Origin of the sequence: Pantoea sp. Ap-967 (assembly GCF_011752565.1) — a bacterium.
GTDB lineage: Bacteria > Pseudomonadota > Gammaproteobacteria > Pseudomonadales > Pseudomonadaceae > Aquipseudomonas.
In genome coordinates, this window is the sequence record NZ_VWXK01000015.1 from 1 (window position 1) to 22,270 (window position 22,270).

Below are 22,270 nucleotides of genomic sequence, written 5' to 3' on the forward strand. Positions count from 1 at the left end.
CGTCCAGCACCATTTCAGCGGCTTGGACTTTGTATTCTCTTGAGTAAGATTTACGCACTGATTTTGCCTCCAATTGGGCGCCATCATAGCGCCCGATGAAGGTGTCCAAAATCATTAGGCCAGTTCACGCTCGCTCCTACAGGGGATTTGCGGTGCGGGTGCCGGCAATGGTCCCTGCGCGGAAGCGCAGCCATGGCCTGATGATCAGGCCCCCATCTCCAGGCCGCCGCCGCCTCGGTAGGAGCGAGCGTAGCTCGCGATGGGGCGCGCAGTGGCCCCAGGGTTTCAGCTTCACGACTCATCGTGCTGGGGCTGCTTTGCAGCCCATCGCGAGCTGCGCTCGCTCCTACAGGGGATTGAACTGCGGTGCGGGTGCCGGCAATGGTCCCTGCGCGGAAGCGCAGCCATGGCCTGCTGATCAGGCCCCCATCTCCAGGCGGCCGCCGCCTCGGTAGGAGCGAGCGTAGTTCGCGATGGGGCGCGCAGCGGCCCCAGGGTTTCAGCTTCACGGCATCATCGTGCTGGGGCTGCGTTGCAGCCCATCGCGAGCTGCTCTCGCTCCTACCGGGGATTGAACTGCGGGTGCATGACAGCCCAGCCCACCGGGTTGGGTGATCTCTCGCAGGGCCTTGGTCATATGCCTGCTTGACGTATACGTCAACCTGGCTTCAGGATACCCCCATCCACCACCCCGAGCCCACGCATGAGCAGCCAGACCTACAGCATCTCCGACCTCTCCCGCGAGCTGGACATCACCACCCGCGCCATCCGCTTCTACGAGGAACAAGGCCTGCTGAGCCCAGAGCGCCGTGGCCTGGAGCGCATCTATTCGGCCCGCGACAAGGTTAGCCTCAAGCTTATCCTGCGGGGCAAGCGCATCGGTTTCTCCCTGGCCGAGTGCCGCGAACTGATCGAGCTGTACGACCCCACCAGCGGCAACCTCAAGCAGCTCAACAGCATGCTGGCGAAAATCGCCGAGCGCCGCGCCCAGCTGGAACAGCAAATGCTCGACATTCACCAGATGCAACTGGAACTGGACACCGCCCAGGAACGCTGCGAACAGGCCCTGGCCGCCACCCTGAACAACAAAGACAACCGCTGACAGGATCCCCACCATGCCCATGCCCACCCACGTTCGCCTGGTCGAAGTCGGCCCCCGCGACGGCCTGCAGAACGAAGCCCAGCCCATCAGCGTTGCCGACAAAGTGCGCCTGGTCGACGACCTGACCGACGCCGGGCTTGGCTACATCGAAGTCGGCAGCTTCGTTTCGCCCAAATGGGTACCGCAAATGGCAGGCTCGGCCGAGGTGTTCGCCGGCATCCGTCAGCGCGAAGGTGTTACCTATGCCGCGCTGGCCCCCAACCTGCGCGGCTTCGAAGACGCCGTGGCCGCCGGGGTGAAGGAAGTGGCGGTGTTCGCGGCGGCCTCCGAGGCGTTCTCCCAGCGCAACATCAACTGCTCGATCAGCGAAAGCCTGCAGCGCTTCGAGCCCATTCTGCAGGCCGCCCGTAGCCACGGCGTGCGTGTGCGCGGCTATGTGTCCTGCGTGCTGGGCTGCCCCTACGAGGGCGAGGTGCGCGCCGAGCAGGTAGCACCGGTGGCCAAGGCCCTGCATGAAATGGGCTGCTATGAGGTGTCGCTGGGCGACACCATCGGCACCGGCACCACCGGCAACACCCGCCGGCTGTTCGAGGTGGTAGCGGCCGTGGTGCCGCGCCAGCAGCTGGCCGGGCACTTCCACGACACCTATGGCCAGGCCCTGGCCAATGTGTATGCCAGCCTGCTTGAAGGCATCAGCGTGTTCGACAGCTCGGTGGCAGGGCTGGGCGGCTGCCCCTACGCCAAGGGCGCTACCGGCAACATTGCCACCGAGGACGTGCTGTACCTGCTGCAGGGGCTGGGTATCGAGACCGGTATCGACCTTGATCGGCTAATCGCCGCCGGGCAACGCATCAGCAGCGTGCTGGGGCGGGCCAATGGCTCGCGGGTGGCACGTGCGCGCAGCGCACACTGAATTTCATTCGGGTGTCACATGAGTGTGGGTGAGTGTTACCGCCCCCACACATCCCGAGAAAAAATCGGGTAACAGGGAAACAAATCGACAGAATTTCAGGCCCATGGGTTTTGTCGATTTCGCTCAAGCACTTGATTTTAAAGGATTTTCAAAAGTTGGCACGGCACCTGCTATATCTTTGGTACAACAACAAGAAAAACGTGACACCCAATAAAAACAACATGTAACGGCTCTGACATAACAAGAACAACACGGCAGAGGCGTAGCAAGCAGATTTTTTTGGAGTCGACAAGCTTTTCAGGGGTTCGCCCCGCGATCTGGCACAGAACAATAAAACTACCTCAAGGTAGCGGCAGTCAGGTTCGGACCCACAGGGTGAAAGCAGGTCAGCGCTCAAAAAAATACGTTTGCTCTTGACCCCGAATGGGGGTCGCACGTGACATCAAGGCAAGCCTACAAAAACAACAAAAGGCCGGCCTCAATAATAAAAAAAGAGCAGGCAACAACGCTTTGGGGGGAGCTTCGGCTCCCCTCAGTGCTTCCTGCCCTCCTCCTCCTTGCGCTTCTCCTCGCTCTGCCCCTCTACCCTGTCCACCAGCAGCGGCATCGTACCCAACACCAACAACGCCAGCACCGTGCTGATCAGCGCAGTGGCCTCACGCCCCATGCCTGCCGCCGTGCCGATGGCCGCGGTCATCCATAACCCCGCCGCCGTGGTCAGGCCTTTGACATGGCTGGTGTCCTGGCCATTGCCCTTGAGGATGGTGCCTGCACCGAGAAAACCGATACCGGCGACGATCCCTTGGATCACCCGGCTCAGCGCCTGCTCATCGGCGCCGGCCATGCTTGGGGCCAACACGAACAGCGCGGCGCCCAGCGACACCAGCATATGCGTGCGCACACCGGCGGATTTACCCTTGTGCTCGCGCTCGAAGCCGAGCACCGCCCCAAGCACGGCGGCCATCACCAGGCGCACGAGAATCTGCACGACCTCGCGGGTGTCGGTGATGTCGGCGAACTCGGCCTGGATGGCTTGCCAGATGACGTCCATCGCGTGGTTTCCTTGGAGGCGTGTTTTAGCCTGTGCCGGCCTCTTCGCGGGGCAAGCCCGCTCCTGCAGTTCATGCCCCTGCAGGAGCGGGCTTGCCCCGCGAAGAGGCCAGCACAGCCACCTAAACCATTGACCCCTGCACACCCCGCAGAGTGCCCCCGATGCAGCAACCTTCTCGCCCCCGTGGTCACAACCATTAACCCCACGGAGGACACCACCATGCCCATCGAAGTCGAAGAATCCACCGGCCACTGCACCCTTATCGGCGATACCTTGCGCATCGAGGGCAATGGCCGGGAAGTCGAGATCGTCACCGACGAACACCTGCGCATGTCCGTGGCCATTCTGGCCGGCGAGCGCTTCCCGATCACCGAAGCAGAGGCCGATGCCCTGACCGTGATCGGTGCGGTGGATAGCCGCAGGCACCTGAAGGCCAGCACGCCGGGCTCGGTGATCTGAGGCCTGCAGGGCTGTCGGCGGTAATCTGATACGGTTTTTATCAGCAAACCTGAGCCTGTGCTGAAAACAGCACGCAGGCCATAGTGCAGCTGCCTGATCGAGGCCAGCAGAGCACCGACACCATGACCGACAGAATCCATGCCCTTCAGATTGCCACCCCCGGCATTCACACCCGCAGCTTCACCGGCCTGTACCGTTCGCTGCGCATCACCTTCGCCGGCGCCTTGTTCGCACTGTTCTTCGGCACCGCCTGGCTCGACTGGAATGGCCGCCAGGCCGTGCTATGGGACCTGGCCAACAGCAAGTTCCACATCTTCGCCGCCACCTTCTGGCCGCAGGACTTCATCCTGCTGTCGGCGCTGCTGATCATCTGCGCCTTTGGCCTGTTCGCCATTACCGTCTACGCAGGCAGGGTGTGGTGCGGCTACAGCTGCCCGCAAAGCACCTGGACCTGGCTGTTCATGTGGTGCGAAAAGGTCACCGAAGGTGACCGCAACCAGCGCATCAAGCTCGCCAGCGGCCCCTGGAACCTGAACAAGCTGGCCCGGCGCACGCTCAAGCATGGCCTGTGGCTGCTGATCGGCCTGGCCACCGGGTTGACCTTCGTCGGTTACTTCACCCCCATCCGGCCCCTGGCGCAGGAACTGCTCAGCCTGCAACTCGGTGGCGTGGCGCTGTTCTGGGTGCTGTTCTTCACTGCTGCGACCTATATCAATGCAGGCCTGTTGCGCGAGGCGGTATGCCTGCACATGTGCCCCTATGCGCGCTTCCAGAGCGTGATGTTCGACCAGCACACCCTGGCCGTGGCCTACGACCCTCGCCGTGGCGAGGCGCGCGGTGCCCGCCGCAAAGGCAGCGACCCGCGCGCCCAGGGCCTGGGCGACTGCGTGGACTGCAGCCTGTGCGTGCAGGTGTGCCCGACCGGCATCGACATCCGCGATGGCCTGCAAATGGCCTGCATCGGCTGCGCCGCCTGCATCGACGCCTGCGACAACGTGATGGACAAGATGGGCTATGCCCGCGGCCTGATCGGCTACAAGTCCGAGCACAGCCTGCAGGGTGGCGCCCAGCACTGGCTGCGCCCGCGCCTGGTCGGCTATGCCATCGCGCTGCTGGTAATGGGCGTGGCACTGGCGCTGGCCCTGCAACTGCGCCCCATGGTGTCGCTGGACGTGCTCAAGGACCGGGGCCTGTTCCGCGAAAACGCCCAGGGCCAGATCGAGAACATCTACCTGCTCAAGGTCATCAACAAGACCAATGCCACCCAGCGCTACCGCCTGCGCCTGCTCGATGCCGAGGGCTTCGCCCTGCAGGGCGATACCGAGCGGGTAATCGCCGCCGGCGAAATGGCCGAGTGGCCGGTATCGGTGGCGATGCTCGCCGAACGTGCCAGCAACGCTTCGCGCGAACTGGCCTTCGAGATTCAGGACCGCGACCAGCCGGCGATCCACAGCGTGGCGCGCAGCCGCTTCGTGGCGCCGACCCAGCGCTGATCCCTTACACTGCCCGATCACCTTGCCTGCCGAGCCCCCATGAAACGCTACGAACGCTTTGCCGACGACATTGCCGAACTGATTCGCTCCGGGGTGCTCGGCCCTGGCCAGCGCGTGCCTTCGGTGCGCTATGCCAGCCAAACCCACGGGGTAAGCCCGTCCACGGTGTTCCAGGCGTATTACCTGCTGGAGCGCCGCGGCCTGATCCGCGCCCGGCCGCGCTCGGGCTACTTCGTCAATGCCCACGCGCCACGCCCGTTCAGCGAGCCGCAGACGCTGGCGCCCCTGAGCGAATCGACCGAGGTGGATGTCAGTGCCCTGGTGTTTTCCATCCTCGACTCGATGAAGGACCCGAACACCGTGCCGTTCGGCTCGGCCTTCCCCAGCCCCGAACTGTTCCCCCTGCAGCGCCTTTCGCGCTCGCTGGCCAGCGCCAGCCGGGCCATGGACCCGCGCATGGTGGTCACCGACCTGTCGCCGGGCAACCCCCAGCTGCGCCGGCAAATTGCCCTGCGCTACATGGTGGGCGGGCTGATGCTGCCGATGGAGGAGCTGCTGATCACCAATGGTGCGCTGGAAGCCCTGAACCTGTGCCTGCAGGCCGTGACCGAACCCGGCGACCTGGTGGCCATCGAGGCGCCGGCCTTCTATGCCTGCCTGCAGGTGCTGGAACGGCTCAAGCTCAAGGCGGTGGAAATCCCGGTACACCCACGTGAAGGCATGGACCTGGCGGTACTCGCGCAAACCCTGGACAAGCACCCGGTCAAGGCTGTGTGGTGCATGACCAACTTCCAGAACCCAGTGGGCGCAAGTATGCCCGAGGCGAAAAAGCAGGCACTGGTCGAGTTGCTGCGCCGCCACCAGGTGCCGCTGATCGAAGACGATGTCTACGCCGAGCTGTACTACGCACAGCAAGCGCCCAAGCCGGCCAAGGCCTTCGATACCCAGGGCCTGGTGATGCACTGCGGCTCCTTCGCCAAAAGCCTGGCCCCCGGCTACCGCATCGGCTGGGTGGCCGCCGGGCGCTTCGCGCAGAAAATAGAACGGCTCAAGCTGATGACTTCGCTGTGCGCCTCGATGCCCGCCCAGGCGGCCATCGCCGACTACCTGCAACACGGTGGCTATGACCGCCACCTGCGCAAGCTGCGCTATGCCCTGGAAGGCCAGCAGGCCAACATGCTCGCCGCCATCGCCCGGCATTTTCCCGCACAGACCCGGGTCAGCCAGCCCAGTGGTGGCTATTTCCTGTGGCTGGAGCTGCCCGAGCAGATGGATACCCTGAAACTGTTCCACATGGCCCTGGCCCAAGGCATCAGCATCGCCCCCGGGCCGATCTTCTCGCCCACCCGTCGCTTCGGCAACTGCCTACGCCTGAACTACGGCACGCCCTGGCATGCCGGCGCCGATAACGCCATGGAAATCCTCGGCAAAATTGTTCGCTCCTTCTGATGGCAGTTCCCCGGGTGGCTTTCTATAGTTATTTCGAGTTAGACCCGAGCCATCCTCATGCCATCAGATGCCCCATCCGCCCATGAGCTCAGCCTGCGCCAACGGATAGCCGAACTCCAGGAGCAGCTAGAGGAACAGCGCTTGAAGGCCACCTGCTTCGAGCTGCTGTCGGCGCGCATGGAGGAAGGCTTCTGCGTGGTCGAACTGATCAAGAATGCCCAGGGTCAATTTCACGATTACCGCTATCTGTTGACCAACGGCGCCTGCCTGCACCACACCGCCCACCCGAAGAAAATGGGCCAGACGGCACGCGAGGTGATTCCCGACGAAGTGGACGGCTGGCTGGCGTATTTCGCCGAGGTGGCGCGCACGGGGCGCTCGGTCAGCTTCGAGAAATGCCTGCAGGCGACCAACCGCCAGCTCAACCTGTCGGTACATCGGTTGGAGCCGGCGCAGCTCAACCGCATTGCCATCCACTTCACTGCCCTGCGGCAAGGGCAACCCGAACGCGACCGCCTGCTGGAGCGCAACGAGGAACTGAGCCAACGGGTTGACCAAGCCCAGGCCAACAGCAAGCTGCTGGGTGAGCTGGTCGACCATAGCCTGGCCAATGTATTCGCCGCCGACCGTAGCCTGCGCCTGCTGGCCATCAACCGCACGGCCCAGGAAACCTTCAAGCGCCTGCGTGGGTTCGCGCCCCAGGTGGGCGACTTCATTCCGCAATTCCTGGCCCGCTATCCCGACCTCATGAGCCGGCTGGAACCGGTGTGGCCACGCTTGCTGGCCGGCGAGGCCTTCACCGAAACCCTGGCCTTCGGCCCAGACAACGAAGTGCGCCACTACGAAATCCTCTACAACCCGTTGCGCGACGCCCAGCAGTGCATCCAGGGCGGTTACCTGTTCGCCTACGACATCACCGAACGGGTCAGGGAACAGGAGCGCCTGCGCGAAACCGAGCAAGCCCTGCGCCAGTCGCAAAAGATGGAAGCGGTCGGCCAGTTGACCGGCGGTATCGCCCACGACTTCAACAACCTGCTGGGCAGCATCATGGCGGCACTGGAGATGGCCGAACAACGCCAGGACCAGCAGCGCCACGAGGAAACCGCGCGCCTGATCGGTGTCGCCCGCCACAGCGCCCAGCGCGCAGCCTCGCTGGTGCAGCGGCTGCTGGCCTTCTCGCGCCAGCAAACCCTGAAGCCCCAGGCCGTCGATGTGCACCCGCTGGTGTCCGGCATGCGCGACCTGATCAACAGCTCGATCGACAGCAGCATCGAGTTCGTCAACGAAACCCTGCCGGGCCAGTGGCTGATCCTGGTCGACCCGCCGCAGCTGGAAAGCGCCTTGCTCAACCTCAGCCTCAATGCCCGTGACGCCATGCCCTCGGGCGGCCTGCTGCGCATCGCCAGCAGCAACCTCACCATCAACCCAGAGCTTGCGCGCAGCCTGGACATGGAGCCGGGCGACTACCTGCATATCCAGGTGCGCGACAACGGTGTCGGCATGACCCGCGAAATCGCCCAGCGCGCCGTGGACCCGTTCTTTTCCACCAAGGCACTGGGCCAGGGCTCTGGCCTGGGGCTTTCGATGGTGTACGGGTTCATGCGCCAGTCAGGCGGGCAGTTGCACATCAACAGTACCTGCGGCAAAGGCACCGAGGTCGACCTGTACCTGCCCAGGCACAGCGCTGACGCGCCTGCGCAGCTGCCATGCCCAGCCCAAGCCAGTGCCAAGCCAAGGCCCATGGCGAACCTGCGCACGGTGCTGGTGGAAGACCAGGACGTACTGCGCCAGATCATCTGCGACGTGCTGGAAGATTGCGGCCATGAAGTACACGACTTCGCCGATGGCCACCAGGCGCTCGCGGCGCTGCACACGGGGCTGCAGCCCGACCTGCTGATCACCGACATCGGCCTGCCTGGGCGCCTCGATGGCCACCAGGTGGCGGCCGAGTTCCGGCGGCTGTTCAGCGGTTTGCCAACGCTGTTCATCAGCGGCTACAGCCCTGCCTCAGCCATGGCCCGGGCCGCTTCGTCGAGCCTGGACGACATCCTGTTCAAGCCTTTCGAGCTGGCTACACTGAAACAGCGCATCGAACTGCTACTGGAGAAGAACCTGCCCTAGCCCCCGACCTTCGGTACATCACAAGCCCAGCGCCGGTTGCGCCTGGATCATTCGCCTAACCGTTGGACGTCAACATGCCTTCTTGCGAGCTGGTTGCCTTGCAGCAGCAGATCGATGACCTGCAGCACATCAATGCGCAATTGAAACTGCGCCTGGCGTGCAACCAGGAGCACGACCCCAGTGTTTACCAGTTTCTGTTCGACACCATGGACCAAGGCTGCTGCATCATCGAATTTCTCGACGGCCCGCAAGGCCCACTCAGCGACTATGTGCATGTGCTGGTCAACGCGGCCTGCAGCAAACACACCGGCATTGCCCGCTTGATAGGGCAGAAGGTGCGCGAGGTGGTGCCCGAGGAGGCCGATGCCTGGGTCAGCCGCTATGCCGAAGTGCTGCGCACCGGCCAGCCGCTGCAATTCGAGCAGGAGCTGGTCGCCACCGGCCACGTGCTGTCGGTGACCAGCTTTCGCATAGAGCCTGCACAGCGGCGCCAGGTGGCCGTGCTGTTCAAGGATGTCACCGCCCGGCGCGACAACGAGCGCGAACTGCAGCGCACCAACCTGGCCCTGGAACAGCGGGTCAGCCAGGCCATGACCGAGCGCCGCTGGTTTGCCGAACTGGTCGATCACAGCGCTGCCAACGTGCACATGATCGACAGCGGCTTCCATTGGCTGGCGATCAACCGCCAGGCCAAGCTGGACTTCTGCCACCTGTACGGCATCACCCCCGCCATTGGCGACTACATGCCCGCGCTGATGGTGTCCAACCCCCGCGACCGCGACTTGATCATGCCGTTGTGGGAACGCGCCCTGGCTGGCGAGCAATTCATCATCAGCGACGTGTTCGGTGAAGGCGCCGGCAAGCGTCATTACGAACTGCGCTTCAACAGTTTCCGCGCCAGCGATGGCAGCATGGCCGGTGCCTACCTGTTCGCCTACGACATCAGCGACCGGGTGGCCGCCGAGGAACGCCTGCACATTGCCGAGCAAGCCCTGCGCCAATCGCAGAAAATGGAAGCCGTGGGGCAGCTCAGCGGCGGCGTTGCCCACGACTTCAACAACCTGCTCGGGGGCATACTCGGCGCCCAGGAGCTCATGCAGCAACGCTTGCAACAGGGCCGGCTCGAGCAACTCCCACAGTTGCTGGAAGTGGCAAACGGCTCGGCCCTGCGCGCCTCTTCAGTGGTACAGCGCCTGCTGGCCTACTCACGCCAGCAAGCGTTGCAACCCTACCCCACCGAGGTCTGCTCGCTGCTGCGCAGCATGGAAGCGCTGGTGCGTGGCAGCATCGGCCCGGCGATTGCCTTGCACACCGAATTTACCGAATGGTTGTGGCCCACCTTCATCGACCCGCCGCAATTGGAAAGCGCCATACTCAACCTGTGCATCAATGCGCGCGATGCGATGCCCGACGGCGGCACGCTCACGGTGCATGGCAACAACGTCAACCTGGACACCGAACAGGCCCAGGCCCTGTGCCTGCCGCCGGGTGATTACATCCGCCTGGGCGTCAAGGACGATGGCCAGGGCATGCCCCCCGAGGTGCTGGCCCGTGCGCTGGACCCCTTCTTCACCACCAAGCCCATCGGCCAAGGCACCGGCCTTGGGCTGTCGATGGTCTACGGTTTTGTCTGCCAGTCCGGTGGCCAGCTGCGCATCACCTCCAGCCCCGGCGAGGGCACCCACGTCGAGCTGTTCCTGCCGCGCCACCTGGCGCCCGCCATGCCGCCTGCGCCACCCAAGCCTGCGACCAAGCCGGTCAGCACCCACACAGGCACGCGCCACATCGTGCTGGTCGAGGACCAGGCCTCGTTGCGCCTGGTGATGTGCGAAGCCCTCGAAGACCAGGGGCACCGGGTGGAGGCATTCGAGTCTGGCCCGGCGGCACTTGCCTTTCTCGCCAAAAACGCGCCCCCAGACCTGCTGATCAGCGATATCGGCCTGCCCGATGGGCTTACCGGCGTGCAGGTTGCCGAGCGCAGCCAGGCCCTGTTTCCAGGGCTGAAGGTGTTGTTCGTCACCGGCTACGACGAGCGCGCCGCCTTGAGCGGCGGCCAACCGCTGGGCAATGCCACCCTACTGACCAAGCCATTCGAACTGTCGGCACTGACCGACCGGGTGGCGCAGATGCTGCAACCCTGATGAACGCGGCCCAGGCCAGGCTATCGCGCTGGCCGTGGCCGGGACGCTCACGCTAAAGTTGCTCACTGCCTCAAGCCGGATAGCCCAATGCCTCACCGCGAACTGCCTCGTCTGCACCAACAGATCGCCGCGCTGCAACAGCGCGTGGGCGAACTCGAGACGACGCTGGCCCACCAGCACGCGCTGGGTAACGATGTGTACCGTTTTCTGTTCGATACCATGGACGAAGGGTTTTGCATCATCGAATTCTTCGATGGCCCCCACGGCCCGCTCAGCGACTACGTGCACGTGCTGGCCAATGCGGCCTACGCCAAGCACGCCGGGATTCCCGATGTGGTCGGCCAGAAGCTGCGCGAGATGGTGCCCGATGAGGCGGATGACTGGGTGGCGCGCTACGGCAGTGTGCTGCGCACCGGCGAGCCGTTGCAGTTCGAGCAGGAACTGGTCGCCACCGGCCATATCCTGGAGATCACCACCTTCCGCATCGAGCCGGCGCAGCGCCGCCAGGTGGCGGTGCTGTTCAAGGACGTGACCGAGCGGCGCAACGCCGAGCGAGCACTGCAGCAACTCAATACCGAACTTGAGCAGCGCGTGAGCACCGCCCTGGCCGAACGGCGCTTGTTCGCCGAAATGGTCGAGCACAGCGTGGTCAACGTGCATGCACTCGACCCGCAGATGCGCTGGCTGGCGATCAACCGCCAGGCCAAGGACGACTTCCACGCCCTGTACGGCAGAACACCGGAAGTAGGCGACAGCCTGCCCTTGCTGCTCGACGATTTCCCCAAGGACTGCCAACAGGTCCTGCCCCTGTGGCGGCGAGCCCTGGCTGGCGAGCACTTCACCGAGATCGGCGCCTTTGGCAATCGCCACTACGAACTGCGCTTCAATACCCTGCTCGACCACGACGGCACACCGCTGGGCGCCTACCTGTTCGCCTACGACATCAGCGAGCGGGTGCGCGAGCAAGAGCGCCTGGCCACCGCCGAGCAGGCGTTGCGCCAGGCGCAGAAAATGGAAGCGGTGGGCCTGCTCAGTGGCGGCATCGCCCATGATTTCAACAACCTGCTCGGCAGCATCCTCAACGCCCAGCAGCTGATGCGCCAGCGCCTGCTGCAACAGCGCTACGAGGGCCTCGAATCGCTGCTCGACCTGTCCAGCAGCTCGGCGCAGCGTGCCTCGTCGCTGGTGCACCGGTTGCTTTCATTCTCTCGCCAGCAAACCCTGCAACCCCAGCCCACCCAGGTGGCCGAGCTAGTGCAGGGCATGGAGGAGTTGCTGCGCAGCACCATCGGCCAGTCGATCACCCTGCACAGCCACTTCCCCACGCCGCTGTGGCCCACCTTCATCGACCCGCCGCAACTGGAAAGCGCGCTGCTCAACCTGTGCATCAATGCCCGTGATGCCCAGCCTGAGGGGGGCGTGATCGATATCCAGGGCTACAACGCGGTACTGGGCAGCGAACAGGCGCGAACGCTGCAACTGCCGGCCGGCGACTATGTGTGCCTGGTGGTCAAGGACAACGGCTGCGGCATGAGCGAAGAGGTGATGACGCGCGCCTTCGACCCGTTCTTCTCGACCAAGCCGATGGGCCAGGGTACGGGCCTGGGGCTGTCGATGACCTACGGGTTCGTGCGCCAGTCGGGCGGGCACGTGCGGCTGCTGTCAGCCCCCGGCCAAGGCACTCGGGTAGAGCTGTACCTGCCGCGCCATCACCAGCAGCCCGCTGCCCCGGCCGCTCCCGCCAGCTACCCGGCACTGGAACGCAGCGCCCGGGCCGGGCAACGCATCCTGCTGGTGGAGGACCAGGCCGGCTTGCGCCTGGTGGTGGGCGAGGTGCTGGAGGAACTGGGCTACCAGGTGGTGGCCTTCGCCAACGGGCCCGATGCACTGGCTTACCTTGAGCAGCATGCGCGCCCCGACCTGTTGCTAAGCGACATCGGCTTGCCCGGTGGCCTAAACGGCCGCCAGTTGGCCGAGCGCTGCCGGCTACGCTACCCAGCGCTGAAGGTGCTGTTCGTCACCGGCTACGATGCCAGCGCGGCGCTGAGCGACGGCCAGTTGCTGCAGGGCACCCGGGTGCTGACCAAGCCTTTCGAACTTGAGGCCTTGGCCGAGTGCGTGCGCCAGTTGCTGGAAGACGAACAGCCCTGAGCGCCCGCGCTCAGCGCCCGCCGCCGAGGTCGAGGAAACTGCCGGTGGAGTAGGAGGCCTTGTCCGACAGCAGCCACAGGATCGCCTCGGCCACCTCTTCTGCCCGCCCGCCGCGGCCCATGGGCAGGCCTGGCTCAAGCTTGGCCACCCGCTCGGGGTCGCCGGAGAGGGCGTGGAAACCGGTATGGATGTAGCCGGGCCGCACGCCGTTGACCCGCACGCCCTCGCCCGCCACTTCCTTGGCCAGGCCAAGGGTGAAGGTGTCGAGCGCGCCTTTTGAGGCGGCGTAGTCGACGTATTCGTTGGGTGAACCCAGGCGCGCAGCAACCGACGACACGTTAACGATGGCCCCACCCTGACCGCCATGGCGGCGGGCCATGCGCCGCAAGGCGTGCTTGGCGCACAGCATCGGGCCGACGACGTTGGTCTTCATCACCTTGAGCAGGCGGAACTCGGACATGTCCTCGACACGGCTCTGCTGGCCGATGGTCCCCGCGTTATTGACCAGCGCAGTGACCGGGCCGAGTTCCTGGTCGACGCGGTGAAACAGCTGCACGACTTCGTCTTCGACGCTGGCATCGGCACGCACGGCGATCGCTTCGGCGCCCAGGGCGCGAACCTGCTCAAGGATGTGCGCGGCGGCCTGGTCGTCGGCGTGGTAGTTGATGCAGATGCGGTAGCCTTCGCGGGCGGCCTGCAATGCGGTGGCGGCGCCGATGCCACGGCTGGCGCCGGTGATGACGATGACTTTGTGCATGAAACGGCCAATCGTTTGGGGAGGGAGCAGCGACGATAGGCGATTGCCATGGGGTGGGGCAAGGTGTTCTGGCGCCGCACAGTTCCCTGTAGGAGCGAGCGTAGCTCGCGATGGGCTGCAAAGCAGCCCCAGCACTATGAGCCGCGAGGCTGAAACCCTGGGGCCGCTGCGCGCCCCATCGCGAGCTGCGCTCGCTTCTACCGGGAATTGTGGCGGGAGGTGTCGTCAATGGCCGGACGACGCCGGGCCGGCCTTGGCCGTGAACGGCGGTTTGGCCAGCCACACGAGCAGGATCAACCCGGCGAACACCCAGGTCATCAGGGTGAAGTAATCCACCGTCGACATCATGTACGCCTGGGCGTTGACGATCTGCTCAAGCTGCGCATAGTTCTGCGCACTGGCCCCGCCCAGCTGTTCCAGGGTGTGCCGCGTGGCCGGGTCGAACTGGCTGATGTGCTCGCTCAGGTAAGCATGGTGCTGGTCCGCCCGGCGAATCCAGATCCAGGTCGTCAGGGAAGCAGCAAAACTGCCGCCCAAGGTGCGCAGGAACGTCGCCAGCCCCGAACCATCGGCGATCTGGTGCGGCGGCAGGTCCGACAGCAGGATGCTCAATGTCGGCATGAAGAACAGCGCCACGCCAATTCCCATGAACAACTGCACCAGGGCAATGTGCTGGAAGTCCACCTCGCTGGTGAACCCGGCGCGCATGAAGCAGCTGCTGCCAATGGCCAGAAACGCCAGCCCAGCCAGCACGCGCAGGTCGAAGCGGTGCGCGTACTTGCCCACGAACGGCGACATGATTACCGGCAGCAAGCCGATCGGCGCCACCGCCAGGCCCGCCCAGGTGGCGGTGTAGCCCATCTGCGTCTGCAGCCACTGTGGCAGGATCAGGTTGATGCCGAAGAAGCCCGCATAGCCGCCGACCAGCACGATGGTGCCGACGCGAAAGTTGCGGTGCACGAACAGGCGCAGATTGACCACCGGGTGGCGGTCGGTCAGTTCCCAGATGATGAAGATCGCCAGGAACACCACTGAAATCAGGCTGCCGACGATGATGAACGACGACTCGAACCAGTCCAGGTCATTGCCCTTGTCCAACACCACCTGCAATGCGCCCACGCCCACGATCAACGTCAGCAGGCCGATGTAGTCCATGGGCTGGCGGCTGGTCACCACCGGACGCGTGCGCATCTGCTGGCGCACCACGGCAGCGGCGAACAGGCCGATCGGCACGTTGATGAAGAAGATCCACGGCCAGCTGTAGCTGTCGGTGATCCAGCCTCCCAGGATCGGCCCTGCAATCGGCGCCACCACCGTGACCATCGCCAGCAGCGCCAGGGCCATCCCCCGTTTCGCCGGCGGGTACACGGCAATCAGCAAGGTCTGGGTCATTGGGTACAGCGGCCCGGCCACCACCCCCTGCAGCACGCGAAAGCCCACCAGTTCCGGCATCGACTGGGCGATACCGCACAGGAACGAGGCCAGCACGAACAGCAGCGTGGCCCAGATGAACAGCTTCACCTCGCCAAAGCGCCGGCTCAGCCAGCCGGTCAACGGCAAGGCAATGGCGTTGCTCACCGCGAACGAGGTAATCACCCAGGTGCCCTGCTCGTAACTCACCCCCAAGTTGCCGGAAATGGTCGGCAGCGCCACGTTGGCGATGGTGGTGTCGAGCACCTGCATGAAGGTTGCCAGCGACAGGCCGATGGTGGTCAGCAGCAGGCTCGGCGGCGTGAACTGGGCCGGGGCGTTGTTGCTCATCGCTCGGCCGTCTTGCCGGTGGCGCTGTTTTCGTGGATCAGCCGGGCGATCAGGTTATCGGCATCGCCCAGCTGGCGGTCGTACACCTGGGTGGTGTAGCTGGCCTGCTGCGGCGGTTGCTGGGCCAGGGTCGGGCCGCTCTGGTCGTGCAGGTCGACTTCGACCACGGTGGACAGGCCGATACGCAGCGGGTGGTCCTTGAGCTGGTCGGGGCTGAGGTGGATGCGCACCGGCACGCGCTGGACGATCTTGATCCAGTTGCCGGTGGCGTTCTGCGCCGGCAGCAGGGCGAAGGCACTGCCGGTTCCGGCGCCCAGGCTGTCGACCGTGCCGCTGTACTTCACTTCGCTGCCGTACAGGTCGGCGTTGATTTCCACCGGTTGGCCGATGCGCATGTTGCGCAGTTGGGTTTCCTTGAAGTTGGCGTCGATCCACACCTCGTCCAGCGGAATCACCGCCATGGTCGCGGTGCCCGGCTGCAGGCGCTGGCCGAGCTGCACGGTGCGCTTGGCCACGTAGCCGGTGACTGGCGCCACCAGGGTAGTACGGGCGTGATCAAGGTAGGCCTGGCGCAGGTCGGCAGCGGCCGCCATGACCTCAGGGTGCGAGGACACCACGGTGTCGTCGACCAGCGCGGTACTGGTGTTCAGTTGCTGGCGGGCACTGTTGACGGCGGCCTGGGCCACGGTCAGGTCATCGCGGGCGTGGGAGATTTCCTCGGCGGCAATCGCCCCGCTGTCGGCCAGCACCTTGCGCCGGTTGTAGTTCTGCTGGGCCTTCTGCAGCTCGGCCTGGCGGGTTTGCAACTGCGCCTTGAGCGAGTCGACGTTGCTGTACAGCCCGCGCACCTGGCGCACGGTGCGCGCCAGCTTGGCTTCGGCGGACTGCAGCGCCACCTGGCTGTCGGCCGGGTCGAACTGCAGCAGCACCTGGCCAGCATGCACCAGGTCGCCGTCGTCGGCGCCGATGCTGGTGACGGTCCCGGTCACCAGCGGGGTAATTTCCACCACGTTGCCATTGACGTAGGCGTCGTCGGTGCTTTCGTGCCAGCGCCCGATCAGGCTGTACCAGGCCCAGGCGCCAGCGCCGGCAAGCAGCACCAGCAGCAACAGGCCAAGCAGCAAGGCCTTGCGCTTGCCCGGCGCTGGCGCGTCGGCGGAGGGAGTTGAGGTGTCTGCGGGAGTGGCCATGGGAATACCTTGGAAAATGCGTAACAGGGTTCAGCGATCGCCGAAACGGCGCGTCGCCAGGGGGTCGCCGGCGCTGAGCAGCACCTTGGCCAGCAGGCTTTCGAGGGTTTTCAGCTCGTCAGCCTGAAGCACGCCGACCAGTTCGTTCATGGCCGCTGCGCCAATCTCCGGCAGGCGGTCGGCCAGCCGCTGGCCATCGGCACTCAATGCCAGGCGCACCTGGCGCCGGTCATCGGCGCAGCGGTTGCGCAGGATCAGGCCCTTTTGCTCAAGGCGGTCGAGCATGCGGGTCATCGAACCGCTGTCCAGGCCCAGGTAGCGGCACAGTTCAGCCGGTGTATCCACCTGGTACTGGGTGACGATGATCAGCACCTTGAACTGCGCGGCAGTGACACCTTCCGGCTCAAGGTGCCAATCGAGAATGCGGTCCTTGAGGATCGCCGCGCGGCCCAGCAGCATGCCGATGGCGCAGCTCGGGAAGTTTTCCGGGGTGAAATGGGACATCAAGGGTCTGCTCGGGCAATTGTATGAAAATATTACTGCCTAGGCAGTGAATGTCAAAGCCTTGATTAGCCAGCTATCAAAAATTTCATCCAGAACACCCGCTTCTACAGTGGGACACGGGTGGCCGCGAAGCGTTCTCAAACGCGGGAATTCCCTTGCGAAAGCGACGAAAATCACCGATAACTGATAGTCATTCGCCATTACCTCGGTTCTCGGGAGCCCCTTGCGGGGTTAGAATGCGCAAAACCCGGAGCCGCAATGAACCACGACCGCCTCAATCCCAGCCCAGACGATGCCATCACCGACGCCGCCGCGCATTGGTGCATGCGCCTGCACGCCGACGATTGCACCGCGCATGAACGTGAAGCATTCGCCCGCTGGCTGGCGGCCGACCCGCGGCATGCCGGGGAATACCAGGCCATGCTGGAAATCTGGCAAACCGCCGACCTGCTGCCGCGCACGGCCACGGTGATCGAGTTCAATGCCCCGTCCCGCCCGCGCCTGCGCAAACGCAACTGGCGCCCGCTGGCCTCGGCGGCGGCCTTGGCGCTGCTGGCCCTGCCGCTGGCCGGGTGGGTGGGCTGGGACCAAGGCTGGCTGCCCAACCACTACGAGCACTACGCCGCCAGCGACCGCACCCGCACCGTGCAACTGAGCGACGGCAGCACGGTCGAGCTCAACCTCAATACCGAGCTGAGCTATTTCAACTTCAAGGACCAACGCAAGGTCACCCTCAAGCAGGGTGAGGCGTTCTTCAAGGTCACCCACGACAGCAACCACCCGTTCATCGTGCATGCCGGCCATGGCCAGACGCGCGTCACCGGCACCCAGTTCAACGTGTGGAAGTACCAGGACCACGTCAAGGTCACCCTGGTGGAAGGCTCGGTGCTGGTCAGCAGCAACGGCAACAGCGGCGGCTATCGCCTGGGCCCTGGCATGCAGGCCAGCTACCAGGCCGGTGACTTCGAGCCGCAACTGGCGCAAAGCGATGACAGCGGCAACAGCCTGGCCTGGCGCAGCGGCAAGCTGGTGCTCGATAACCTGAGCCTTGAGCAGGCGCTGCCGGTAATCAACCGCTACCTGGCCGCCCCGCTGCTGCTGGCCGATGCCAATACCGGGCGCATCCGCATCAGTGGCATCTACAACACCCGCGAGGTCGCCCGCCTGGTGGACAACCTGCCCAAGGTGCTGCCGGTGTACCTGACCCGCAGCAAGGACGGCAGCACCGTGCTCAACCGCATCTCGCCACCGCCCGACAAGGGCTGAGCCCTACAGCGTCATCGCCGCCAGCCAGCCGAACGCCAGCAGCGGCAGGTTGTAGTGGATGAAGGTGGGCAGCACGGTGTCCCAGATATGGTGGTGCTGGCCGTCCACGTTAAGCCCCGAGGTCGGCCCCAGGGTCGAATCCGACGCTGGCGAACCGGCATCGCCCAAGGCACCTGCGGTGCCGACGATGCACACCGTGGCCAGCGGGTCGAAGCCCAGCTGCACGCACAGCGGCACGAAAATCGCTGCAAGAATCGGCACCGTCGAGAACGACGAACCGATGCCCATGGTCACCAACAAGCCCACCAGCAGCATCAGCAAGGCACCCACGCCCTTGCTGTGGTCGATCCACTGCGCCGCGGCCTCGACCAGGCTGCCGACTTCACCGGTGGCCTTCATCACCTCGGCAAAGCCTGAAGCGGCAATCATGATGAAGCCGATCATGGCCATCATCTTCATGCCTTCGGTGAACAGGTCGTCGGTGTCTCTCCAGCGCACGATGCCCGACAACGAAAAGATCAGGAAGCCCACCATGGCGCCGACGATCATCGAGTCCAGCCACAGCTGGACGAAGAACGCCGCGGCAACCGCCAGCCCTGCCACGGCCAGGGTCAACGGGTTGTACTGCACGCTCACCTGCTCCACTTGTTCGATGCGCGCTAGGTCGTAGTCGCGCTTCTTGCGGTAGCTGACGAACACTGCCAGCAGCAGGCCGGCGAACATGCCAGCGGCGGGAATGGCCATGGCCTGGGTGACATTCACCCCGCTCACGTCGACCCCGGCCCGCGCCACGTTGGCCAGGAGAATCTGGTTGAGGAAGATGTTGCCAAAGCCCACCGGCAGAAAGATGTACGGGGTAATCAGGCCGAAGGTGATCACGCAGGCAATCAGCCGGCGGTCGATGCGCAGGCGTGTCAGCACGTACAACAGCGGCGGCACCAGCAGCGGAATGAAGGCGATGTGGATCGGCAGCAGGTTCTGCGATGACACCGCCACCACCAGCATCAGGCCGATCAACAGCCATTTGACCTTGCCGCCCTCGGCGTGGCCCTGGCGGTCGATCATGCCCAGGGCGCGGTCGGCCAGGGCGTGGGCCATGCCGGACTTGGCAATGGCCACGGCGAACGCCCCGAGCAGGGCATAGGACAACGCCACCGTGGCCCCGCCGCCCAGCCCGCCATTGAATGCCTTGAGCGTCCCTTCGATGCCCAGCCCTCCGACCAGGCCACCGACCAGCGCACCGACGATCAGGGCGATGACCACGTGCACGCGGGACAGGCTGAGGATGAGCATGATGCCGACGGCGGCGATCACTGCATTCATGGTGTGGGGTTCCCCTGGTGGCAGACAAAAAAGCGCGCACTGTGACGGAGTGGGGACCGGATGTCAAAAACGCCATATTTCGGCGTGTTTCGCCGGTGAATTATTTTTAATTGAACGTTTGAATAAAGAAAAATGGATTGGGGCCGATAGGGGTGTGGGGTGATGGGGGTTCGGCTTGGGGGGTGTGTTGGTTGTGCGATCGAGCGCCGCTGACGCTACGCCTGCACATGGATGTAGGAGCGAGCGCAGCTCGCGATGCGCCGCGCGGGCGGCGCTCGATCGCACGGCCAACCCACCGCCAAAGCCAAACCTCCCAAAGCCCCCCCGAAAAACCCTGCCTACAACAAGGGATCCACCCCCATGCCTTTGCGACAACTTTCCATCCAGTGGAAAATCACCCTGCTCGCTGGTCTATGCCTGGCCAGCATCGTCACCCTGCTCGTCGGCCTTTCGCTGTACCGCATGGACCACAGCTCCGACCTGGTCAAGGCCAGCAGCATGCAGATGCTCAGCCAGGCCGCGCAGGCGCGTATCGAGTCGCAAGGTGAAGTGCAGGCCCTGAACATCCGCCGCCAGTTCATGGACGCCTATCAATACGGCGCCGGGTTCTCCCGCCAGGTGCTGTTCCTGCGCGAACAGGCGCAAAAACGCTTCCTCGACGCCTTCGACCTGCGCGAAGACCTCACCCGCCAGGTACGCGCCGCCCTGCAGGCCAACCCCGACTTGCTGGGCCTGTCGCTGGTGTTCGAAAACAACGCCCTGGACGGCAAGGACGCCCTGTTCGCCGGCAAGGCGGAACTGGGCAGCAACGAAACCGGGCGCTTCGCCCTGTACTGGTCGCAGCCCCGTGCAGGCCAGCTGACGGCCATGGCCCTGCCCGAGCACGACCTGGCCAACACCGAGATCGGCCCCAGCGGCCAGCCGGCCAACACCTGGTGGGTGTGCCCGCACCAAAGCGGCAAGGTGTGCGTGGTGGAGCCGTACTTCTATGACATCGACGGCCAGCGCGTGCTGATGACCAGCATCGTCTTCCCGCTGAAGGTCGACGGCAAAACCCTCGCCACCCTGTCCATCGACATCAACCTCAACAGCCTGCAGGCCCTGAGCCAGGACGCCAGCCGCAGCCTCTACGAAGGCCGCACCACGGTCGGCATCCTCAGCCCGGCGGGCCTGCTGGCCGGTTACAGCGCCGACGCCAGCAAGCTGGCCCAGCGCTTCGACCAGGTTGACCCGGCCAAGGGCGCCGAGCTGGTACGCAAGTTGGCCGATGGCAAACTGAGCATCCTCCACGACCAGGCGCGCCTGAAAGTGCTCGCGGCGTTCCAACCGACCCCGGATGCACAGCCCTGGGGCGTGCTGCTGGATGTGCCGGAAAGCGCCCTGACCGGGCCGGCCGAGGCGTTGAAAAAGGAACTGGACGCACTCAACACCAGCGGCACCCTGCTGGAACTGGGCCTGGGCTTGGCGGCGGCCATCGCCGGCCTGCTGCTGGTGTGGTTGATGGCCCGTGGCGTGACCCGGCCGATCCTTGGCGTGGCGGCGATGCTCAAGGACATCGCCAGCGGCGAAGGCGACCTGACCCGCCGCCTGACCTACCACAAGCGCGACGAACTGGGCGAGCTGGCCGGCTGGTTCAACCGTTTCCTCGACAAGCTGCAACCAACCATCGCCGAAGTGAAGCGCTCGGTGCAGGCCGCGCGCGGCACCGCCGACCAGTCCTCGGCCATCGCCAGCGAAACCAGCGCCGGCATGGAGCAGCAGTACCGCCAGGTCGACCAGGTAGCCACCGCATCCCACGAAATGAGCGCCACCGCCCAGGACGTCGCCCGCAGCGCCGCCCAGGCTGCGCAGGCCGCCCGCGATGCCGACCAGGCCACCCGCGAAGGCCTGGCGGTGATCGACCGCACCACCAGCAGCATCGATGCCCTGGCCGCCAACATGAGCCAGGCCATGGCCGAGGTCGAAGGCCTGGCGCAGAACAGCGAGAAGATCGGCTCGGTGCTGGAGGTGATCCGCTCGATCGCCGAGCAAACCAACCTGCTGGCACTCAACGCCGCCATCGAGGCGGCCCGTGCCGGGGAAGCCGGCCGTGGCTTTGCCGTGGTGGCCGATGAGGTACGCAACCTGGCCCAGCGCACCCAGGAGTCGGTGGAAGAAACCCGCCAGGTGATCGAAGCCCTGCAAACCGGCACCCGCGACGTGGTGGGCAGCATGGACCACAGCCACCGCCAGGCCCAGGGCGGCGTCGAGCAGGTAGGCCAGGCAGTGACGGCGCTGCAGCGCATCGGCCAGGCGGTGAGCGTGATCACCGACATGAACCTGCAAATCGCCTCGGCCGCCGAGGAGCAGAGCGCGGTGGCCGAGGAGATCAACAGCAATGTCGCGACCATTCGCGATGTCACCGAATCGCTGTCGGGCCAGGCCAACGAGTCGGCGCGGGTCAGCCAGTCGCTGAACAGCCTGGCCAACCAGCAGCAGGCGCTGATGGACCAGTTCCGCGTGTAGGCGCAGGCCCCGCAACCTGCTGAAAAATAGCCAAAGCCTCGTCGTCTACACTTGCCCGCAACCCTAAAGGCAAGGCAACCGACG

The 22,270-nt window shown here is 64.9% G+C and carries 17 protein-coding genes; 11 read left to right on the forward strand and 6 right to left on the reverse strand.

Going from position 1 to position 22,270, the window contains the following annotated elements; genetic code table 11:
* The first annotated feature begins 703 nt into the window (after window positions 1-703).
* From F3J45_RS16790 to F3J45_RS16800, 3 genes are read left to right on the forward strand one after another with little or no spacing between them, the layout of a single operon-like run.
* A complete protein-coding gene (locus F3J45_RS16790) occupies window positions 704-1,102 on the forward strand; it encodes a MerR family DNA-binding transcriptional regulator (RefSeq protein ID WP_167064861.1) in 399 nt (132 codons plus the stop codon).
* 13 nt (window positions 1,103-1,115) lie between these two features.
* Entirely contained in the window at window positions 1,116-2,015 is a 900-nt protein-coding gene (locus tag F3J45_RS16795; protein ID WP_167064864.1) for a hydroxymethylglutaryl-CoA lyase, read from the forward strand.
* Between the two features lie 28 nt (window positions 2,016-2,043).
* Complete coding sequence (locus F3J45_RS16800; protein WP_167064866.1) at window positions 2,044-2,229, forward strand: hypothetical protein; 186 nt, start codon at window positions 2,044-2,046, stop codon at window positions 2,227-2,229.
* A gap of 318 nt (window positions 2,230-2,547) precedes the next feature.
* Here the strand turns inward: F3J45_RS16800 and F3J45_RS16805 are convergent, their stop codons facing one another.
* Entirely contained in the window at window positions 2,548-3,066 is a 519-nt protein-coding gene (locus F3J45_RS16805; protein WP_167064869.1) for an MgtC/SapB family protein, read from the reverse strand.
* 219 nt (window positions 3,067-3,285) lie between these two features.
* Here F3J45_RS16805 and F3J45_RS16810 point away from each other — a divergent pair, with 219 nt between their 5' ends.
* From F3J45_RS16810 to F3J45_RS16835, 6 genes are all read left to right on the forward strand, one after another.
* A complete protein-coding gene (locus F3J45_RS16810; RefSeq protein ID WP_167064872.1) occupies window positions 3,286-3,525 on the forward strand; it encodes a DUF3203 family protein in 240 nt (79 codons plus the stop codon).
* A 122-nt stretch (window positions 3,526-3,647) separates the two neighbouring features.
* The gene (gene ccoG, locus F3J45_RS16815; protein ID WP_167064875.1) at window positions 3,648-5,018 is read left to right on the forward strand and encodes a cytochrome c oxidase accessory protein CcoG; all 1,371 of its coding nucleotides are present in this window, start codon (window positions 3,648-3,650) and stop codon (window positions 5,016-5,018) included.
* 39 nt (window positions 5,019-5,057) lie between these two features.
* Complete coding sequence (mapR, locus tag F3J45_RS16820) at window positions 5,058-6,467, forward strand: GntR family transcriptional regulator MpaR (protein WP_167064878.1); 1,410 nt, start codon at window positions 5,058-5,060, stop codon at window positions 6,465-6,467.
* A 57-nt stretch (window positions 6,468-6,524) separates the two neighbouring features.
* A complete protein-coding gene (locus tag F3J45_RS16825) occupies window positions 6,525-8,588 on the forward strand; it encodes a PAS domain-containing sensor histidine kinase (RefSeq protein WP_205300558.1) in 2,064 nt (687 codons plus the stop codon).
* Between the two features lie 74 nt (window positions 8,589-8,662).
* The gene (locus F3J45_RS16830) at window positions 8,663-10,729 is read left to right on the forward strand and encodes a PAS domain-containing sensor histidine kinase (RefSeq protein ID WP_167064881.1); all 2,067 of its coding nucleotides are present in this window, start codon (window positions 8,663-8,665) and stop codon (window positions 10,727-10,729) included.
* Window positions 10,730-10,816: 87 nt separating this feature from the next.
* Window positions 10,817-12,880: a PAS domain-containing sensor histidine kinase gene (locus F3J45_RS16835; protein WP_167064884.1), complete on the forward strand. Its 2,064-nt coding sequence runs from the start codon at window positions 10,817-10,819 to the stop codon at window positions 12,878-12,880.
* 10 nt (window positions 12,881-12,890) lie between these two features.
* Here the strand turns inward: F3J45_RS16835 and F3J45_RS16840 are convergent, their stop codons facing one another.
* The 4 genes from F3J45_RS16840 to F3J45_RS16855 all read right to left on the reverse strand — a co-directional run bounded on the left by F3J45_RS16840 (window position 12,891) and on the right by F3J45_RS16855 (window position 17,092).
* Complete coding sequence (locus F3J45_RS16840) at window positions 12,891-13,637, reverse strand: SDR family oxidoreductase (RefSeq protein ID WP_167064887.1); 747 nt, start codon at window positions 13,635-13,637, stop codon at window positions 12,891-12,893.
* A gap of 225 nt (window positions 13,638-13,862) precedes the next feature.
* Window positions 13,863-15,398 (reverse strand): DHA2 family efflux MFS transporter permease subunit, encoded by a 1,536-nt coding sequence (locus F3J45_RS16845; protein ID WP_167064890.1) that lies wholly within the window; start codon window positions 15,396-15,398, stop codon window positions 13,863-13,865.
* Window positions 15,395-16,588, reverse strand: a complete 1,194-nt coding sequence (locus F3J45_RS16850; protein ID WP_167064894.1) for an HlyD family efflux transporter periplasmic adaptor subunit — start codon at window positions 16,586-16,588, stop codon at window positions 15,395-15,397. Before F3J45_RS16850 ends, F3J45_RS16845 begins: the two co-directional genes overlap by 4 nt.
* A gap of 30 nt (window positions 16,589-16,618) precedes the next feature.
* Window positions 16,619-17,092, reverse strand: a complete 474-nt coding sequence (locus F3J45_RS16855) for a MarR family winged helix-turn-helix transcriptional regulator (RefSeq protein ID WP_167064897.1) — start codon at window positions 17,090-17,092, stop codon at window positions 16,619-16,621.
* 258 nt (window positions 17,093-17,350) lie between these two features.
* On the opposite strand from F3J45_RS16855, the gene F3J45_RS16860 reads away from it, so the two are divergent.
* Entirely contained in the window at window positions 17,351-18,358 is a 1,008-nt protein-coding gene (locus F3J45_RS16860) for a FecR family protein (protein ID WP_167064900.1), read from the forward strand.
* A gap of 3 nt (window positions 18,359-18,361) precedes the next feature.
* Here F3J45_RS16860 and F3J45_RS16865 read toward each other — a convergent pair whose 3' ends face one another.
* On the reverse strand, window positions 18,362-19,681 hold the full coding sequence (locus F3J45_RS16865; protein ID WP_167064902.1) for a Na+/H+ antiporter family protein: 1,320 nt from the start codon (window positions 19,679-19,681) through the stop codon (window positions 18,362-18,364).
* A 360-nt stretch (window positions 19,682-20,041) separates the two neighbouring features.
* Here F3J45_RS16865 and F3J45_RS16870 point away from each other — a divergent pair, with 360 nt between their 5' ends.
* Entirely contained in the window at window positions 20,042-22,186 is a 2,145-nt protein-coding gene (locus tag F3J45_RS16870) for a methyl-accepting chemotaxis protein (protein ID WP_167064905.1), read from the forward strand.
* The last annotated feature ends 84 nt before the right edge of the window (window positions 22,187-22,270 follow it).

Coding starts and splice junctions, on each gene's coding strand:
- F3J45_RS16790 (WP_167064861.1), top strand. CDS start 704: ATGAGCAGCCAGACCTACAGCATCTCCGACCTCTCCCGCGAGCTGGAC.
- F3J45_RS16845 (WP_167064890.1), bottom strand. CDS start 15,398: ATGAGCAACAACGCCCCGGCCCAGTTCACGCCGCCGAGCCTGCTGCTG.
- F3J45_RS16850 (WP_167064894.1), bottom strand. CDS start 16,588: ATGGCCACTCCCGCAGACACCTCAACTCCCTCCGCCGACGCGCCAGCG.
- F3J45_RS16835 (WP_167064884.1), top strand. CDS start 10,817: ATGCCTCACCGCGAACTGCCTCGTCTGCACCAACAGATCGCCGCGCTG.
- F3J45_RS16870 (WP_167064905.1), top strand. CDS start 20,042: ATGCCTTTGCGACAACTTTCCATCCAGTGGAAAATCACCCTGCTCGCT.
- F3J45_RS16830 (WP_167064881.1), top strand. CDS start 8,663: ATGCCTTCTTGCGAGCTGGTTGCCTTGCAGCAGCAGATCGATGACCTG.
- F3J45_RS16795 (WP_167064864.1), top strand. CDS start 1,116: ATGCCCATGCCCACCCACGTTCGCCTGGTCGAAGTCGGCCCCCGCGAC.
- ccoG (WP_167064875.1), top strand. CDS start 3,648: ATGACCGACAGAATCCATGCCCTTCAGATTGCCACCCCCGGCATTCAC.
- F3J45_RS16810 (WP_167064872.1), top strand. CDS start 3,286: ATGCCCATCGAAGTCGAAGAATCCACCGGCCACTGCACCCTTATCGGC.
- mapR (WP_167064878.1), top strand. CDS start 5,058: ATGAAACGCTACGAACGCTTTGCCGACGACATTGCCGAACTGATTCGC.
- F3J45_RS16860 (WP_167064900.1), top strand. CDS start 17,351: ATGAACCACGACCGCCTCAATCCCAGCCCAGACGATGCCATCACCGAC.
- F3J45_RS16855 (WP_167064897.1), bottom strand. CDS start 17,092: ATGTCCCATTTCACCCCGGAAAACTTCCCGAGCTGCGCCATCGGCATG.
- F3J45_RS16825 (WP_205300558.1), top strand. CDS start 6,525: ATGCCATCAGATGCCCCATCCGCCCATGAGCTCAGCCTGCGCCAACGG.
- F3J45_RS16865 (WP_167064902.1), bottom strand. CDS start 19,681: ATGAATGCAGTGATCGCCGCCGTCGGCATCATGCTCATCCTCAGCCTG.
- F3J45_RS16840 (WP_167064887.1), bottom strand. CDS start 13,637: ATGCACAAAGTCATCGTCATCACCGGCGCCAGCCGTGGCATCGGCGCC.
- F3J45_RS16805 (WP_167064869.1), bottom strand. CDS start 3,066: ATGGACGTCATCTGGCAAGCCATCCAGGCCGAGTTCGCCGACATCACC.